Raw genomic sequence first — 16,428 nt, forward strand, 5'->3', positions numbered from 1 at the left:
CAGTGGCGCTCGCCAGATCATCTCACCGGAGGCTTCGTGACCGACTCAGCTCAGCAGTTTACTCCTGCATTCCGCGGCTATAAGCGCGAGGAGGTCGACGAGCGTGTCCGGGCACTGAGCGGCCACATCGGCACGCTCCAGTCGCACCTTGAATCGCTGCAGGCCGCGCACCAGCAGTCGGTTCGCGCCGAGCAGGAGCAGCGTCAGCTCATCGCAGATCTCCAGGGCCAAGTCGCAGAGCTCGGGGCCTCCGGCTATTCAGGCCTCGGCCTCCGGGTGGAGAAGAGCCTGCAGTACGCCGAGCAGCACGCGCAGCGCCTCATGGCTCAGGCCGACCTTGACGCGGACAAGCTTCGCAAGTCGAGCGAAGCTGAGAGTTCGCGGTTGCTCGCCCAGGCACAGACCCGCGCAGATGAGCTGCTGAGCTCAGCCAACGAGCAGGCTGAGATCATGATCCAGAGCGCGCGCACCGACGCCGCGCGTCAGGGCCACGACCTTAACGCTGAGCGCGAACGCCTCATTACCGAGGCGCGCACCTCCGCCGAACAAACGCTCACAAACGCGAAGCTCCAGGTCGAGGCGCTCCTCGAAAGCTCAGACCGTGACGCTCGCGCCCGGATCGCGCAGGGCGAGGCCGAAGCGACGCGTCTCCTCACCGAAGCTCGTGAGGCCGCCGCCGCCCTCCGCGCTGAGACCGAGACTGCCGCCGCGAGCTTCGCGCGTCAGAAGGAGGAGTACGAGCGGGAGGCGCAGGCTGAGCGCGCGCGGCTCGAGCATGAAACAACCCGCAACCGCACCGAGTTCGAGGCGAAGCGCCAGGCCGACGAGGCGGCACTCGAATCAAACTACACAGAACTCGAACGCAAGCTCACGAGCGAGATCGACGCCCAGCGGCGGGCACACGCAACCGAGGTCGAGTCGCTCCGAGAGCGCATCGCCCAGGAGCGCGCCACCCACGACGCTGAGCTGCAAGAGGAACGCGAGCAGCACGAGCGGGCGATCGCCGGTGAACGCGCGCAGCACGACGCCCGCATCGCGCAGGAACGCGAAGAACTCGCCCAGCGTGTTGCACGCGAGCTCGAAGAACACCACGCCGAGATTTCCACGCTTGCCGCGCAGGCCGAACGAGAGCGCGAGCGTGCAGCCGCCCAGTTCGCGACGCTCCAAGGCCGTGAGCGCGAAACGTTCGATGCGCAGCTCGTAGCAGAGCGCGCCGACCACGACCAGAGCATCACCGAAGAGCGTTCGGCCCACGAGGAACGCATCGCACGCGAACGCGTCGAGCACGACACCCAGCTCGCCCGCGAGCTCGAGCAGCACACCGACGCACTCGCCGCAGAGCGCGCCACGCACGACGAGCGCATCACCTCCGAGGCACAGGCTCACGAGGAGCGCATTGCGACCGAGAGCACCGCGCACGCGGAGCGAATCAACGCTGAGAGCACCGCGCACGCGGAGCGAATCAACGCTGAGAGCGCGGCCCATGCCGAGCGACTCGAGGCCGAGCTGTCGGCACACGACGCGCGCATCGCGGAGGAGCAGGAGGCCCACGCCTCACAGCTCGCTGGCGAGCGCGAGGCCCACGACACCACCCTTGCCGCCGAGCGAGAGGCTCACGACAGGCAGCTGGCCGCCGAACGCGAGGCACAGCGCAGCGCGCTCGAGCAGGAGCTCGCTCAGCACACTGCCCAGATCACCAAAGAGCGAGAAAGCCACGACGCACGAATCCGTGCGGAGCGTGCAGCGCACGAGGAGCGAATCCAAAATGAGCTTGGCTCCCACCAGGATCGACTGATCGCCGAGTGGGAACAGCACCGCGCGCGGGTGGAAGCTGAGTCCCTCGAGCAGCAGGAACTGCTCGCTGCCGCACGCGCAGCCCACGACGACGAGCTTGCCGCGCTCCGTGCAGCCCACGAGCTCGCGCTGTCGGACGAGCGCGCAGCGCACGACGCGACCCTCGCAGACGAGGTGACTGTGCAGCAGGAACGCCTCCGTGCACAGCTCGCCGCACACGAGCAGCGGATCGCTGATGAGACTGCCGCCTTCGAGACGAAGCTGCAGATCAACCGTGACGACTCAGCCGAGAAGCTTGCAATCGAGCGCGAAGCGCTTGGCATGCGCATCGACCGCGAGCGCCAGGCACTCGACGCTGAGCTGCAGGCAGCACGCGATGAGCAGGCTCGTCAACTCGCGACCGCCGCGGAGCAACACGCAATCGACCTGCAGACCGAGCGCGAGGCGGCCGAGGCTGCGATCGCTCGTGAAGTTGCGGCCGAGCGCGCTGCAGTCGCTGAGGAGACAGCCCTTCTTCGCGCCGACACAATCGCTGAACTCGCCGAGCTTCGGGCTACGGAGACTGCAGAGCTCGCGAAGCTTCGCTCGGAGACCGATGACGAGGTTCGCGCCAAGCGTGAAGCGCTCGAAGCTGAAGTACTCGAAACGACAACGCTACTCGCGAACCAGCGCGAAACCACCGAGACCGAGCTGTCGACCAGACAGCGCGAGGCAGCCGAAACGACCCGCCAGCAGCTCGATGCAGCACGATCAGAGCTCTCCGCGCTGCAGTCCCAGCTCACCGATGCCCGCGAAGAGCACCAGCGGCTCGTCAGCGAGGCGAAGCAGGAAGCCGCGCAGATTCGCGCCGACGCCGAGAGCAAAGCCGGCCAGATTGTTGTCGAGGCCGAGCAGCGCGCCCAGACGACCTGGGTCGAGGCCGAGAACCGGGCAACGAAGGTACTCGCTGCCGCCGAGGATCGTATGACCCAGCTCAAGGTCGAGCGCGGTGCCGTCGCTCGCTACTTCGAGAGCCTCGGCGAGGTGCTCGGAAACGCGCAGAAGATGAACAACGTCGCAGAAAACTTCGTCGAGCGCCCAGTTACATCGGCAGGCGCTGACGAGCAGGGGCAGCAGCCAAGCGCGAACTAGCTCGCACTGAAACAGGTGAGTCCGATTGCTCGGGCTCACCTGTTTTGCATTGGGACAGGTGCGGCTTGCCTGCGGCTAGAACGTCTGCCAATCCGACCGCATGGGATCGGCACACGAAACGCTCGGCACACTGCAGGAGCGGCATCGATACTGCAGATCCCATTGGGTTGAAGTGCGATCTGGACCTGGGGCTGGGAGCCGAAAAACTACTCGTCCACGGCTCTCACCACTTCGGGCCGCCCCTCATTCACAACATCTGGCATCGGCAGATGCAACGCCACGCACGCAGCATTCCAGCCATAGCTACTGCAGATCCCATGGCTATGAGCCTGGCGTCAGGAGAGCTCCCCCGCCGACAAGCAAGGGTCTGGCGGGCATCACCCACCGTTCCCGCTAGCGCGAACCGCTCCTAACTCAAGCCCACCGCTCTCAGTTTGAGCCCACCACTCTCACCTCAAGCCCACCGCTCCCGCCGGCGCAAACCGCGCTCACGTCAAGCCCGCCCCCGCTCAAGCCCACAGCTCCAAACTCAAGCACTGCGTATGGGATCGGCCGAACATCTGCCGAAACCTTAACTTCTTGACAGTGCTACTGCCGATCGCATGGCTTGTGTAACGAAGGACTACGCCTCGCGGGCGTGCCGCACCTCTCCTGCGATCACAGTAAGGGTGCACGATCCTTCGCCGCGGGTCACCAGCGCAGCCCGGGGGTCTTCGCCCTCGGAGACGCGTACGTCAAACACAGCGAGGTCGGCCCGCATGCCCTCCCGAAGTGCGCCGACGTCGCTCCGGTCGAGCACCGCGGCACCGCCCGCGGTTGCAGCGTAGAGCACGCGCTCATAGAGGTCGGCGTCGGCGTAGCCCTGTGCAGTTGCGAGCTCGGCGAGGGCGGCGACATCCGCAAGCAGGTCAAGCGAGGGCGAAGACGACAGCGAGTCGGTTCCGACTGCAACCTCGTGCCCCTCGCGAAGGTAGTCGGCGACGGGCGCCGCGGCGAGGCCAATAACGCGGTTCGAGCGCGGGCAAAGCGCGACACGGGTGCCAGAATCACGCAGCAGGTCGCGATCGGCTCGGTCAAGGTAGATCCCATGGGCGAGGTGCGAGTCAGGGCCGAGCAGGTCGATGCTCGCCGCGTAGCTCGCCGTCGACAGCCCAGTACCACCGTTGCGGATCAGTGCGAACTCATCGCGCATGTCGCCGTAGATCTCGAGCACGTCACGGTTTCCGAAGTCGTAGAGGCTCGCCTCGACTGCTGATTCCCCGACGTGCGAGTGGATACGCATGCCGCGGGACCTGGCGAGCGCGGTGAGCTCACGGATCACTTCGCCGTCGAGGCTGTAGGGCGCGTGCGGTGAGACTCCGACGACGCCGGCGCTCGGTTGATCGAGCCAGGCGCTGAACGCCTCGCGCCCTCCAGCGTTCCAGCGGGTCTCGGTCTCGCCGATCGCCTCAAGGAACTCGATTCCCTGGAGCCCGAACTCAGCAAGGACACCACGGGCGGGCTCGTCAGTGACGATCTCGGCGAAAGCTGTCGTTCCGCTCGCGAGTGCGAGGGCCGCACCTTCCCTGGCAGCGCGCCCCCACTCGGCCGGATCCTTCACCGCGTCGTAGAAGACCTCGAACTCCTCAGACCAGTGCTCGAAGCTCGTGTACGAGCCGCGTCCAAGATCGGCGAAGCCTGTGTACTGCAGGTGCGTGTGGCCGTTCACGAGCCCCGGGGTGAGCACGCCCTGGTGCGTGTGTACGGGCCAGGCTGAGAACTCGTCTGGAAGCTTATCGATACTGCCAACCCAAGCGATCTTGCCGTCCTTGACCGCGACAGCTCCGTGGCGAATCGCGGCGCCTGCAATCGGCAGTACCCACTCCGCCCCAACGATCGAGTCGTTCACCGTCGGATTACTTTTCACTACCGCCCCCAAAACCCTGCTTCAGCGCCTTCTGCGCGACTGCGAATACGATCAGGGTCGGAAGCAGTGAGACGAGCGCCGCGGCTGCTTGACCCTGGAGATTGATATCTTCACGGGTCGTCAGCGTCGTTGCTGCGAGAGTCAGGGTGTAAGAATCGGTGTTGCTTTGCAAGAGCGTCGACGCGATCAGTAGGTCGCCAAAGCTCCAGACGAATGTCAGCGCGAGCACCGCTGAGAGTGCGGGCATCGCCATCGGAATTCCGACGTAGAAGAATGCGCGGAATACTCCAGCACCGTCGAGCGTCGTTGCCTCGATGACCTCGTCAGATAGCGACTGCTGCAGGAAGGTGTGTACGAAGTAGAACCCGAACGGTAGCGATGAGACGCCGCTGATGACGCCCGCGACGAACAGGTTCCCTGTCCAGCCAGCCTGCGCAGCGATGACGAACACTGGGATCAGCCATGCGACCATCGGGATCGCGTAGCCAGCCCCCAGCAGAAGCCTGAGCGGCCCGGTCCAGCGCTGCCGCGCTACGCGGAAGAAGTACCCGCCTGCGAGCGACGTCGTGCCGCAGACGATGCAGGCAACGATGCACATGATGAGGGTGTTGATGAGCGCACGTCCGAGGTCCGCTTCCTGCCAGGACTCGACGATGTGGTCGAGGGTGAAGCTCTTCGGCAGCCCGCCGGGAGAGCTGACATAGTCGCTCCGCTCGCGCACGGCGGTCGAGATGAGGAACACAAATGGGACGATGAACGGCACGGTGATGAGCGCCGCGACCGTCGTGCGGAAGCCTACTCCGCGATTGACTCGGCTACTCATGCCGCCACCTTTTTTCCACCGCGCGAACGGTCTCGGCCGAGCAGCCGCATTACAAGCGCGCCGGCACCGGCGCACGCAAGAATCAACAGGACAAGTACGACCGACTGCGCTGCGGCAGTGCCGAAGAACCCGAAGCGCATGAACTCCTGGTAGATCGCGAAGTCCATCGTCGCGCTTGACAACCCGGGGCCGCCACGCGTCAGCACGTACACCCACGAGAACATGAACAGGAAGATCGAGATCACCTGGAAAATCATCCACAATACGACGGCGTTGCGAATGCTGGGGACTGCGATGTGCCAGAACTCACCCCAGAAACCCACGCCGTCGAGGCGGGCGGCCTCAAACAGGTGCTTCGGGATCGCGCTGAGCGCAGACGAGAAGATGAGCACGCCGGTGCCGAATCCTGCCCACAGCACGAGCAGGATGATGACAGGTTTCACCATCGCTTCATCGCTCAGCCAGGGGCGCGCGAGCGAGTCAAGACCGACAGTGCGAAGCAGCGCGTTCACTGGCCCATCGACAGACAGGAGCGCGCGGAAGACGAGCGCGACAACTGCGGGCGACATGACCGCCGGCAGGAAGTAGACGGACCGGAAGAAGCCGGACCCCTTCACCTTCTCGCGGAGCATGAAGGCGACGAGCAGCGGCGCGATCACCCACAGTGGCAGCCCAAGCAAGTAGAAGAATTGGTTGCCGACGACCTGCCAGAAGGCTGGGTCTGAGAAGAGTTCAACGTAGTTGTCGACCCCGTTGAACTCGGAGACACCGCCTGGCTGCCAATTGAAGAACGATCGGTAGGCGATGTAGAGGAGAGGCGCGAAGAGGATCGCGGCTTCCAGCACAATCACGGGGAGCAGCAGCAGGAGCGCTGAGCGCCCGCCGCCGAGCCCCGCTTGTACGCGGGAGTGTTTCTTGGAGCGCCCGCGCCCCTTCGGGGCCGTGCTGGCCGTCGCAGTCATTCTCGCCTCTCCCCCGGTGAGCTTAGGCGCTCTTGTCGAAGGCGCGGATCGCCTGCTCAAGGAATTCGTCGCGGCTCAACTTGCCGCTGACCAGGGGGCCAGCGTTGCGCTCGATGACCGCGAGCACCTCAAGCGGGTACGAGGAGAAACCTGTGTGGTTCTCGTCGTTCACGATGAGCGGCACGAAGGCCTCCTGCATCGGGGTCTTGGCCTCAGCCTGTACTGCGTTGTTGTTCGGCACGACGTTCGCGACGTCCCAGAGGATCTGCTGCGCGGTCGCACCACCCATGAAGTTCACGAAGGCGTTCGCAGCTTCTGGGGACTTCGTCCACTTGGTCACTGACCAGCCCGCCTCGGCACCAGCGTCGATGAGCGAGTCGTACTTGGACTCGGGCACCTGCGGGAGCGGCATGACTGTCGTGCTCGGCTGATCGTTGTAGCCGGTCTCGGCGGTCGCGAGGCCACCAGTGGTGAACATTGCCGCGTCGCCAGCGTAGTACTGGTTGAAGGCGTCGTCGTACATTGCGCGACCGAGGCCTTCCTCGCCGCCGAAGCAGCCTGCCTCATTCATCTCGAGGATGCGGTCAACGGCCTGCCCGAACAGCGGGTCGTCCATCTTCAGCTCGCCCTGAGTCCACTTCACGAGAGTGTCAGCGTCCATCTGCTGGCTCGTGATCATGTACATGAGGGTCTCCATCAGGATCCCGTCCTGCCAACCCGTCGCGAACGGCAGAATGCCCTTCGAGTCGAGCGTCTTGCACGCGCCGATCAGGCCGTCCCAGGTCGCAATGCTCTGGGGGTCGACGCCACCCTTCGCGAACAGATCCTGGTTGACAAGCAAGGCATAGCCGTACGCGCCTGTCGGAAGAATGTAGAGGTTGCCGTCGCTCGAGTAGTTGTCCTCGAGGTAGCGAAGATCGCCCTCAATCTCGGGGTCGATCGCGTCTTGCAGCGGGAAGAGCGAATTACGGTAGCTGTACGCCTGCGCGCCGCCGTACATCGTCACGACGTCGGGGCCGCTCTTTGAGACGCCCGAGTTGCGCAGCTGATCCCAGTAGGTGCCATAGGGCATCGTGGTGAGCTCGATCTCCACCTGGGGGTACTGCTCATTGAACGCGTCAATGATCTGGTCGTAGGCCTTGTCGCCGTTCTCGTAGTTGTCGGGAAGGAACGTCCAAACCTTGAGGGTGGTATCGTCCTTCGGTACCTCCGAGAAGGTGAGGGTGTTTGCAGTGTCCGCGCCCCCGGTAGAGCAGCCGGTGAGCGCAATTGCCGCTGCAGCGAGGGCAGCGGCCCCGCCGAGCACGCGTGAACGAGTCGATGTCATGAGTGTGTGGTCCTTTGTCTTACCAGGCACGCGCGGCTTCGCGCTGCCGATCTGTGAGGGATTCGAGGCTGCCGCCTGCAGCCTCGAGACGAATACGGGCGACTTCCTGCTCGATGTCGGTTGGCAGGTCGTAGACTCCCGGTTTCCAGTCCTTCGCGCCGGCGGCGAGCCGCTCGACTGCGAGAGCCTGGAGCGAGAGCGAGAGATCCATCACTTCGATGGGGTTTCCCTCGGCGTCGGCGCAGTTCAGGCAGTCTCCTTCGGAGATGAGATTGACTGTCCGGCCCGCGCGCGACGTGTAGGCAGTGACCGCGTGGCGCACGTGACGTGCGTCCCCGAGGCCACGAAGGTAGTCCATCGGCATCTCGAAGTCGCCTCCGCCGGCGGTGCAGAGGAAGGCACCCTCTGGCAACGCTTCGACGTGTTCGGCTGTGACGGCGTCTGCGAGACCGGTGCAGCTGAACACCACCTCGGCCGTCACTGCTGCCTCACGGAAGGCTGTGACCTCATAGCCGTCGTGAAGTGCACGCAGAGCCCGGATTGGATCAATCTCGGAGACAATCACACGGGCTCCAAGCGCCGCAGCATACTTCGCAACTCCCATGCCAACCCAGCCGTAGCCAACAACCACGACTCGGCGGCCCGCGAGCTGCAGGTTCGTAATGTCAACGAACGCCATCACGCACGACTGACCAGTGCCGTAGATGTTGTCGAAGAGATATTTCGCTGCAGAGTCGTTGACGGCGATAACGGGGAGCTTCAGCTCGCCCTCCTCGTTCATCACGCGGAGGGGGCGAACCCCACTCGTGGTCTCCTCAGCTGCGCCGATCATCTTCGCAACAAGCTCTGGGTATTCGCGGTGCGCGAGTCGTGTCACTGAGGCGCCATCGTCGATAAGAATGTCGAGGCCAGTCTCGAGGAACTCCCGTGCAAGCTGGAGCTCCTCAGCTTCAGTTGCGCGGCTATCTGCGAAGACCTGGAAGCCCTGCTCACGCAAGGCCTCAACAACCTGCTGATCCGTCGATGACGCGTTGCAGTACACCACGACGTCGGCGCCGGCATCCCGGAGCGCGAGCGCAAGGTTCGCTGTCTTTGGCTCGAGCACGAGGCTCACACCAACGCGGACGCCCGCGAGCGTCCCGGCGCGCTTCACACGCTCCGCGATTGCGCGCAGCACCGGCATGCTGCGAGCCGCCCAAATAATGCGCTCTGCGCCAGACCCGGTGATGTCGATCATGCTGCGCCCCCCTCTTCCATGCGTGCGGTGTGATCGTCGCGCTGATCGGCGCGGAGCTCGTCCAGGGTGATCCCGTACGACGCGAGCTTTGCCGTTGCGATCGAATCGTCGAGTTCCTTCGGCAGGATGTGCACGCCCGGCTCGAGATCAGTCGATGCAAGGTGGTGCACGCCGAGGCCCTGCACCGCGAACGTCAGGTCCATGACCTCGACCGGGTGGCCACTGCCACCGGCAATATTGACGAGCGCGCCACCGGCGAGCACGTGAAGATCCCGATCCCCGACGGTGTAGCTTGTGATGCCCGGGCGCGATTCGAAGACGTGAGAAGATGCAGCTTCGAGGGCCTCGGTATCGACTTCAAGGTCGTGATGCCCTGCGTTGCCAAGCACGACGTCGTGCGCGAGGTACTGAATGTCTGCCTCGCCGATCGCGCGCATCCCGCCTGTGGCTGTGATGATGACTTCGGCCTCTGGGAACACCTCCGCGCGGGATCCGACTGTATGCCCATCGGTGTGAGCCTCAAGCGCGCGGACGGGGTCAACCTCCGTCACAAACGTTCGCGCACCCATTGCCTTGGCGTAGAGCGCGAGTCCCTTGCCGACGTAGCCGTAACCAACGACCGCGATGCGCGAGCCTGCAATCTGGCGGTTCGTGAGGCGCAGGAGCGCCTGCAGTGTCGTCTGGCCTGTCGCGTAGCGGTTATCGAACAGGTGCTTGCAGCGTGCGTCGTTCGCGGTGAGCGCCGGGAATGGAAGGTTGCCGGCGGCCGCCATTGCCTGCAGCCTCGCCGTACCGGTGGTTGTCTCTTCCGAAACGCCTTTGAGCTTCGCAAACACGTCGGGGCGATGCTCCGCGGTGCGCATCGTGAGCTCGGCCCCATCGTCGATGATGTAATCCGGTTCGCAGTCTGCTGCGGCCTTGAGCTCGAGCTCCCAGCTGTCGTAGTCTCCCCCGGCGTCTGCGACTACAGTCATGCCGCGTGCGCGGAGCGCAGCAACGACGGATGCGTCCGTCGTGCGCGGGTTGCTTCCGGCCGCGATGACCTCGGCACCCGCGTCAGCGAGCACCGTCGCGAGGAACGCAGTCTTCGCTTCGAGGTGTACAACGACAGCGACACGCTTGCCGCGCAGCGACCCGTCGTTCACCGCCTCGCGCACGTAGCCATCGAGAACGGGCGAGTGTGTGCGCACCCACTCAATCCGGGCGGCACCGTCGCGTGCGAGCGCAGCGGTCCTGTCCTCTGCGGCAGCTGTCTGATTCGCCTCTTGCGCCATACGTCCCCCAACCCTCCGGCCACCCGAAGTTCGTCAACGGAAATTATCTTAGCGCTTAGATCGGCGTCGTCAAAGGCAAGTGACGCCGCGTGACATGTGCTAGTCGGCGCTCCACGCAAGCGGCAAGCGGCAGAATCCCAAGGGCTACGGGCCCTCAGAGATCGCAAATAGGCAGCACTCAGGCTTCGCCGATAGCGGTCCCAGAAGTTGGGCAGCCGCACGTCTCCCCAACCACAAGTTCGCCGGCGAACACGAGATGCGCAGCCAGCGGGCCCGGCGAGTCACCGCCACTCTGCGCGGCCGCACCGATCTCTTCAAGCATGTCAAAGGCGCGCTCAGCAAGCTGCTCCATCGGCACCCGGACAGTGGTGAGCCGCACCCTGCCGAGGAGGGCCTCGCGGATTCCGTCAAAGCCCACAAGGGCAAGATCCTCAGGGATGCGAGCGCCGACAGCCGCTGCGGCCCGCAACACCGCGAGCGCCTGTTCATCGGTCGTCGCAAAGATCGCCTCAGGCCATTCTCCGCCCTCGAGAATCTCGCGCACGTCAGCCTCGACCTGCACCCTGTCGAAGGAGCTACGATACACGCGCCCCTCGGTCGGCAGGCCAGCCTCCGCCATTGCCTGTTCCCACCCCTGCACGCGGAGGCTCGCCGGGTCTCCGGCGTGCGTGCCTGCCAGACACAGGATGTCTGTGAAGCCGTGACCGATCAGGTGTTCCACCGCGAGTTTGGCTCCAGCGTGATCGTCAAATCGCACACTCGGAGCCGTGACGCCCTCGGGAACCGAATGGATGAAGACGAACGGCACGTCGGATGGGATCTCATCCCCCTGCGCAACACTCATCGTAAAGATTCCGCGCGCCCGCAGATCAGAGAAGCCCGAGATGTAGTGGGCAGAGATCTCACCGTCGTACCCCGTGTTGCCGAGCATCGTGAGGAAACCGCGCTTTCGTCCCTCAGCCTCGAAGCAACGCGACAGCTCACCAAAGAACCCATTCGCCGTGTCAGGCACAATCAGCCCAACAAGGTTAGACCGGCCAGCGCTCAACGCCCCAGCGATCGGGTTTCGCCGGTACCCCAGCTCCCCGATCGCCTTCTCAACGCGCTCACGCGTCGCCGGCGCCACCGCCCGTGGCCCGTTGTTCACGACATAGCTCACGACGGCAGTCGAAGTGCCAGCCTTCGCTGCAACATCGGCGAGCGTCGGGCGGCGTGAAGATGAACCCATGGTCATTCATTGTAGGGGTGGAGGCCGCCGCCACGCCCGCCTGCCCGGACACGCGGGCAGCGACCCGAATCTGCGGCAACCCCTGGCAAGATATTACGCATGACACTTACCGCGGCAGCAGATGGTTCGGCACTCGGCAACCCAGGCCCCGCAGGGTGGGCCTGGGTCATCGACGAAGACCGCTGGCGGGCAGGTGGTTGGCCGCGCGCAACAAACAACCAAGGCGAACTCATGGCCGTGCTCGATCTGCTGCATGCGACAGCCGACCTCGCTGAGCCCCTTCTCGTGCAGTGCGACAGCCAATACGTCATCAACTCAGTCACACAGTGGATGCCCGGCTGGAAACGCCGCGGTTGGCGTAAGGCAGACGGGAAGCCCGTGCTGAACCGGGAGCTGCTCGAAGCACTCGACAAGGCACTCGTCGGGCGCGACGTGAAATTCGAATGGGTGAAGGGGCACGCAGGGCACCCGCTCAACGAGGCCGCTGACGACCGAGCTCGCTGGGCAGCGGAGGCCTACCAGCGCGGAGTCGAGCCAAACCGTGGTCCCGGATTCGCCGGTGCGGGCCCCACTCCCGAGATGCAGGCGAACGGAGCTCACACGCAGCAGGCTCCCCCAACCTTGTTCTAGCGCGGTGACGCGGCTCGAGCCGGTCGCACCCTATGGGCCACTCCCTGGTGCAGCACGAACCTCTTCACATCCTCGCGTGCTCCCCAAGTACCCGGAGAATTGGGGTGCCACAGGAGAATTGCGGCCGCAAGGATGCCCGAGTAGTCAACGGACGAGCGAGCAGCGACCTGCAAGCTAGCGGCCGCGCCAGCAGTGCGCGTGGATGTGACGCCTGTCGCGCACAGCGGCCTCATCGCCAAACAGATGATCGGCGGGCCATGCGACAACGTGAGCCTGACCAGCGGGCACGTCCGTGCCACATTCCGGGCAGCGATACGCTTTCTCAGCCCGGTGTGCAGGGATATCCCGCACGAACCACTCGCGCCCACCAACGAATTCTTTACGGGCGCCGCCGTAGGCAAGCCGGGTCACATCGCGCTGAGGCGATTGGGCGGCTCGCTGGTACTTATTCGGTCCGCGACTGCGCGCCACCGGTTACCACCAGTGGTTCGCGGTCCAGAACTCGTACGCGCCTGCCCAGCTGCCATAGCGGTCAGTCGCGTAGCCGTTCGCCCAGCGGAGGTTGTCGACTGGGTTGTAGCCGCTTCCCGGGACCTTGCTGCAGGGCAGCGCCTGGATCAGGCCGCACGCGCCCGACGACGGGTTCGTGGCGTTCGGGTTCCAGCCGCTCTCCTTCTGCGCGATGAAATCGACATAGCTCCAGTCACTCTCGGCGATGCCAGCCGCAGCCATCCATTCCGCCGGCGACCCGCCACCCTCAAAGCGTGGAAGTGCGGCCGGAGCCTGCACTGCGTCCTGAGTTGCTTCGGTCCCGGTCTCTGTCTTCGCGGGTTCAGGCTTTGGCTCAGGCTTCGGGTCGGGAAGCTTCTCGATCGGAACCTCGGGCAGGACGAAATCGTCGGCCGGGTTCTCGTTCGGCACGAACTCCTGATACAGCCGCTCGTTGAGCGCGGCCGGAATCACATCGGCGTTCGCGTCAGTCAGAGTCATCGGCGCAACAGCGGCGCCGCCGAGGAGTACAGCGACGGCAGCGACCGCAAGCGGCGCTCGCATGCGCATCCAGGGACGGGTGGGACGTGTTGTCTGAGTACTCACAATGTAACGATCTTATATCAGGGCCGCTGGGAAGCCAAGGGCGAACAAATCAGGGATCAGCGTGTGGACAGAATGATGTCGACAAGCGAGTCGAGCAACGCGTCAACCTGCGCCTCGTCGTACCCGCGCCACTCGGGGTGGAACACGACCTCGCGCACCTCGCCAGGGGTCACCGAGATCTCGCGGTTCGCGAACATCGCACCGATCCGATCGAGGAAGGCGTCGACCTGCGAGCGCCGGTAGCCGAGAGCGAATACTCCACGCCGCCTGAACCGCTTGCCACGCGGCCGACCGATTCGACCACGAACGTCAGAGAGCAAGCCACGAGCTTCGCGCCACCACTCGTCCTCGCCCTGCTCTCGAACCACGGCCCGCCGTTCGCGCTCGAAGAAAACATCCTCGAGGCGGTCCAGAGCCGCGTCGACATGCCTGGGCGAATACCCCTTGCGCTGCATCTTAAACGCGAGGCTGCGCACGTCATCTGCGGTGAGACTCGGCGCACCCCCCTCCTCGTACGCAGACCGCGCGCGATCGAGGAACTCGTCGACCTGCTGCGGCTTGTAGCCGCGCTCGCGGCCAGAGGTCAGCGGGAACGGGCTTTCGTTTTCTGCACCGTGACTCACGACAAAACTCCCAACGCCAGTGCAAGGCCAAAGGCAACGACAGTGGATGGAAGCAACGAATCCAGCCTGTCAAGCAATCCGCCGTGGCCCGGGATCCAGTTGCTCATATCTTTCACGTTCAGGTCACGCTTGATGAGGGACTCAGTGAGGTCTCCCCCGGTCGCGGTCAGGAGCACGAGCGCGCCGAAGATCAACCCAACCCACCAGGGTTGGTCAAGCGCCGCAACAGTTATTCCGACGCCTGCAACCATGGCGGCGACTGCTGCTCCGGCAAAGCCCTCCCATGTCTTGTTGGGGCTGATGCGCGGCGTCATCTTGTGCTTGCCGAGTGTGACACCAGCAGCGTATGCGCCGATGTCGACCGAAACCGCGACGAGTACGAGCGCGAAGACCCACCACTGCCCGTTCGGCACTGCAAGCAAGAGCACCGCAAAGCTTCCGAGGAATGGCACGTAAACGAGTGTGAACAGCCCCGAGAAGATGTCGCGGATGAGTGTCTTCGGCTCGACAGGCGTGCGGGCTGCAAGGCCTTCAACGACACGCCAGATTGTGAGGAGAGCGGATGCGGCGAACAAGCTCAGCAAGAGCCCCTCAGCGCCGTAGAAGTACGCCGAGGCAACCATGCTGAGGCCGCTGACAACAACGCCAATTCGCGGAACGCGACGACCGGCTACGCGGAACGCAGTCGCGAGCTCGACGACGGCGACGCCAACGAGCAGCGCGATGAACCACACGAACAGGATGCCGTCAAAGAACAGCAGGCTCCCCAGGAACACCCCGGCGAGCAAGAGGCCGACGCCGATGGCGAGAAAGAGATTCCTGCCGGCTTTCTTCTCGATTCTCGCGTTCGTCGCCTCGAGCTGGGCCCGTGTCGCCTCGAGCTGGGCGCGAGTCGAGTCGAGATGTGCTCGAATCTCCTCGCGCCGCCCTCCCCCTGACATACGGATCAGACTTCCAGAAGCTCAGCTTCTTTACGCTTGAAGGCCTCATCCACCTGATCGGTGAACTGCTTGGTGAGCACTTCAAGCTCCTTTTCCGCGCGTGCGACGTCGTCCTCGCCGATCTCGCTCTTCAGGGCGTCGAGGTCATCCTTGGCGCTGCGGCGCACGTTGCGAACTGCCACGCGTGCGTCCTCTGCGCGGGTCTTCACGATCTTCACGAACTCCTTGCGGCGCTCCTGTGTCAGCTCGGGAAGCGTCACGCGGATCACGTTGCCGTCGTTCGTTGGGTTCGCTCCGAGGTTGTGCATGTCGCGGATACCCTGCTCGATCGCTTTCATCGCGCCCTTGTCGTAGGGCGTGATGATGAGGCTGCGCGCATCCTGGTTGGCGACAGACGCCAACTGCGGCAGCGGCGTTGGCGTCCCGTAGTAGTCGACCATCAGGTTCTGGAGCAGCGCGGGATTTGCACGCCCAGTACGCACGGTCGCGAACGACTCCTTTGCGGCTTCAACCGCCTTGGTCATTCGTTCCTTTGCGTCTGCAAAGACTTCTTCAATCACGCTGCATCTCCTCCACGACTCCTCACTGACCCGTACGGCCAGCAATCGGTTTTCTGCAATAGTTCGAGTTTAGCGGTGTACCAGCGTGCCGAGCTTCTCGCCACGGAGAGCGGCGGTGACATTCCCCGCTGGCTCCATGCCAAAAACGCGCATCGGCATGCCGTTATCCATGCACAGGCTAAAGGCTGTCGAGTCGACGACCTTGAGGCCCTTCACGAGCGCCTCGTTGTACGTAATGTCGGTGATGAGCGTCGCCTCGGGGTCCACTGCAGGATCCGCCGTGTAGACGCCGTCGACACCATTCTTCGCGACGAGTACCTCGTCCGCTTCAATTTCGAGCGCGCGCTGTGCCGAGACAGTGTCGGTGGAGAAGTATGGAAGGCCGGCGCCGGCGCCGAAGATCACGACGCGCCCCTTCTCCATGTGACGGATCGCGCGAAGCGGAATGTAGGTCTCTGCGACCTGCGTCATCGTGATCGCCGACTGCACTCGGGTCTCAACGCCTGCCTGCTCGAGGAAGTCCTGGAGCGCGAGCGCGTTCATGACGGTGCCAAGCATGCCCATGTAGTCGGCGCGGGCGCGATCCATACCGCGCTGCGACAGCTCCGCACCGCGGAAGAAGTTGCCTCCGCCGACGACAATCGCGACCTCGGTCTGGTCCATCGACGCAGCGATCTCGCGCGCGATCTGGCTGACGACGTCAGGATTCACGCCAAGCGTTCCCCCACCGAACGCCTCGCCCGACAGCTTCAGCAGTACCCTGCGCTTACGATTGCTCTGATCGGACATGCGTCTCCTTCATTAAATCTCTCGCCGGTCTCCCGGCACTCTCTTCCGGATCCATGATCCAGATTCGCGGCGCCAGCCTGCTCAACTCAACAGCCTACCGTCCGCACA

14 protein-coding genes are annotated in these 16,428 nt (G+C 64.3%); 2 read left to right on the forward strand and 12 right to left on the reverse strand.

Going from position 1 to position 16,428, the window contains the following annotated elements; translation table 11 throughout:
• The first annotated feature begins 36 nt into the window (after positions 1 to 36).
• Positions 37 to 2,925, forward strand: coding sequence for a hypothetical protein (locus tag KI794_RS09695; protein WP_255807957.1), 2,889 nt, complete (start codon positions 37 to 39; stop codon positions 2,923 to 2,925).
• Between the two features lie 622 nt (positions 2,926 to 3,547).
• Here the strand turns inward: KI794_RS09695 and KI794_RS09700 are convergent.
• The 7 genes from KI794_RS09700 to KI794_RS09730 form a co-directional block, all read right to left on the reverse strand.
• On the reverse strand, positions 3,548 to 4,813 hold the full coding sequence (locus tag KI794_RS09700) for an amidohydrolase family protein (protein ID WP_255807958.1): 1,266 nt from the start codon (positions 4,811 to 4,813) through the stop codon (positions 3,548 to 3,550).
• Positions 4,814 to 4,820: 7 nt separating this feature from the next.
• Positions 4,821 to 5,654, reverse strand: a complete 834-nt coding sequence (locus KI794_RS09705; RefSeq protein ID WP_119284120.1) for a carbohydrate ABC transporter permease — start codon at positions 5,652 to 5,654, stop codon at positions 4,821 to 4,823.
• Positions 5,651 to 6,616, reverse strand: a complete 966-nt coding sequence (locus KI794_RS09710; RefSeq protein ID WP_119284121.1) for a carbohydrate ABC transporter permease — start codon at positions 6,614 to 6,616, stop codon at positions 5,651 to 5,653. The genes KI794_RS09705 and KI794_RS09710 overlap by 4 nt, the downstream gene beginning before the upstream one ends.
• Before the next feature lie 22 nt (positions 6,617 to 6,638).
• A complete protein-coding gene (locus KI794_RS09715) occupies positions 6,639 to 7,943 on the reverse strand; it encodes an extracellular solute-binding protein (protein ID WP_119284122.1) in 1,305 nt (434 codons plus the stop codon).
• A gap of 19 nt (positions 7,944 to 7,962) precedes the next feature.
• On the reverse strand, positions 7,963 to 9,180 hold the full coding sequence (locus KI794_RS09720; protein WP_255807959.1) for an adenosylhomocysteinase: 1,218 nt from the start codon (positions 9,178 to 9,180) through the stop codon (positions 7,963 to 7,965).
• Positions 9,177 to 10,454, reverse strand: coding sequence for an adenosylhomocysteinase (locus KI794_RS09725; protein WP_255807960.1), 1,278 nt, complete (start codon positions 10,452 to 10,454; stop codon positions 9,177 to 9,179). Before KI794_RS09725 ends, KI794_RS09720 begins: the two co-directional genes overlap by 4 nt.
• Before the next feature lie 178 nt (positions 10,455 to 10,632).
• Positions 10,633 to 11,682 (reverse strand): LacI family DNA-binding transcriptional regulator, encoded by a 1,050-nt coding sequence (locus tag KI794_RS09730; protein WP_119284125.1) that lies wholly within the window; start codon positions 11,680 to 11,682, stop codon positions 10,633 to 10,635.
• Between the two features lie 99 nt (positions 11,683 to 11,781).
• On the opposite strand from KI794_RS09730, the gene KI794_RS09735 reads away from it, so the two are divergent.
• Positions 11,782 to 12,312, forward strand: a complete 531-nt coding sequence (locus KI794_RS09735; RefSeq protein ID WP_119284126.1) for a ribonuclease H family protein — start codon at positions 11,782 to 11,784, stop codon at positions 12,310 to 12,312.
• Between the two features lie 474 nt (positions 12,313 to 12,786).
• Here the strand turns inward: KI794_RS09735 and KI794_RS09740 are convergent, their stop codons facing one another.
• The 5 genes from KI794_RS09740 to pyrH all read right to left on the reverse strand — a co-directional run bounded on the left by KI794_RS09740 (position 12,787) and on the right by pyrH (position 16,320).
• On the reverse strand, positions 12,787 to 13,407 hold the full coding sequence (locus KI794_RS09740; protein ID WP_255807961.1) for a transglycosylase SLT domain-containing protein: 621 nt from the start codon (positions 13,405 to 13,407) through the stop codon (positions 12,787 to 12,789).
• Between the two features lie 56 nt (positions 13,408 to 13,463).
• On the reverse strand, positions 13,464 to 14,030 hold the full coding sequence (locus KI794_RS09745; RefSeq protein WP_119284129.1) for a DivIVA domain-containing protein: 567 nt from the start codon (positions 14,028 to 14,030) through the stop codon (positions 13,464 to 13,466).
• Entirely contained in the window at positions 14,027 to 14,971 is a 945-nt protein-coding gene (locus KI794_RS09750) for a phosphatidate cytidylyltransferase (RefSeq protein ID WP_119284130.1), read from the reverse strand. Before KI794_RS09750 ends, KI794_RS09745 begins: the two co-directional genes overlap by 4 nt.
• A 5-nt stretch (positions 14,972 to 14,976) precedes the next feature.
• Entirely contained in the window at positions 14,977 to 15,531 is a 555-nt protein-coding gene (gene frr / locus KI794_RS09755; protein ID WP_119284131.1) for a ribosome recycling factor, read from the reverse strand.
• Positions 15,532 to 15,600: 69 nt separating this feature from the next.
• Positions 15,601 to 16,320, reverse strand: coding sequence for a UMP kinase (pyrH, locus tag KI794_RS09760; protein ID WP_119284132.1), 720 nt, complete (start codon positions 16,318 to 16,320; stop codon positions 15,601 to 15,603).
• Between the last annotated feature and the right edge of the window lie 108 nt (positions 16,321 to 16,428).

The organism is Leucobacter aridicollis, from assembly GCF_024399335.1.
Taxonomy (GTDB): Bacteria; Actinomycetota; Actinomycetes; order Actinomycetales; family Microbacteriaceae; genus Leucobacter; species Leucobacter aridicollis_A.

Excerpts from the sequence above, each read along its gene's own strand:
- KI794_RS09750 (WP_119284130.1), bottom strand. The coding sequence starts at position 14,971 with ATGTCAGGGGGAGGGCGGCGCGAGGAGATTCGAGCACATCTCGACTCG.
- KI794_RS09710 (WP_119284121.1), bottom strand. The coding sequence starts at position 6,616 with ATGACTGCGACGGCCAGCACGGCCCCGAAGGGGCGCGGGCGCTCCAAG.
- KI794_RS09705 (WP_119284120.1), bottom strand. The coding sequence starts at position 5,654 with ATGAGTAGCCGAGTCAATCGCGGAGTAGGCTTCCGCACGACGGTCGCG.
- KI794_RS09735 (WP_119284126.1), top strand. The coding sequence starts at position 11,782 with ATGACACTTACCGCGGCAGCAGATGGTTCGGCACTCGGCAACCCAGGC.
- pyrH (WP_119284132.1), bottom strand. The coding sequence starts at position 16,320 with ATGTCCGATCAGAGCAATCGTAAGCGCAGGGTACTGCTGAAGCTGTCG.
- KI794_RS09725 (WP_255807960.1), bottom strand. The coding sequence starts at position 10,454 with ATGGCGCAAGAGGCGAATCAGACAGCTGCCGCAGAGGACAGGACCGCT.
- KI794_RS09720 (WP_255807959.1), bottom strand. The coding sequence starts at position 9,180 with ATGATCGACATCACCGGGTCTGGCGCAGAGCGCATTATTTGGGCGGCT.
- KI794_RS09730 (WP_119284125.1), bottom strand. The coding sequence starts at position 11,682 with ATGGGTTCATCTTCACGCCGCCCGACGCTCGCCGATGTTGCAGCGAAG.
- KI794_RS09715 (WP_119284122.1), bottom strand. The coding sequence starts at position 7,943 with ATGACATCGACTCGTTCACGCGTGCTCGGCGGGGCCGCTGCCCTCGCT.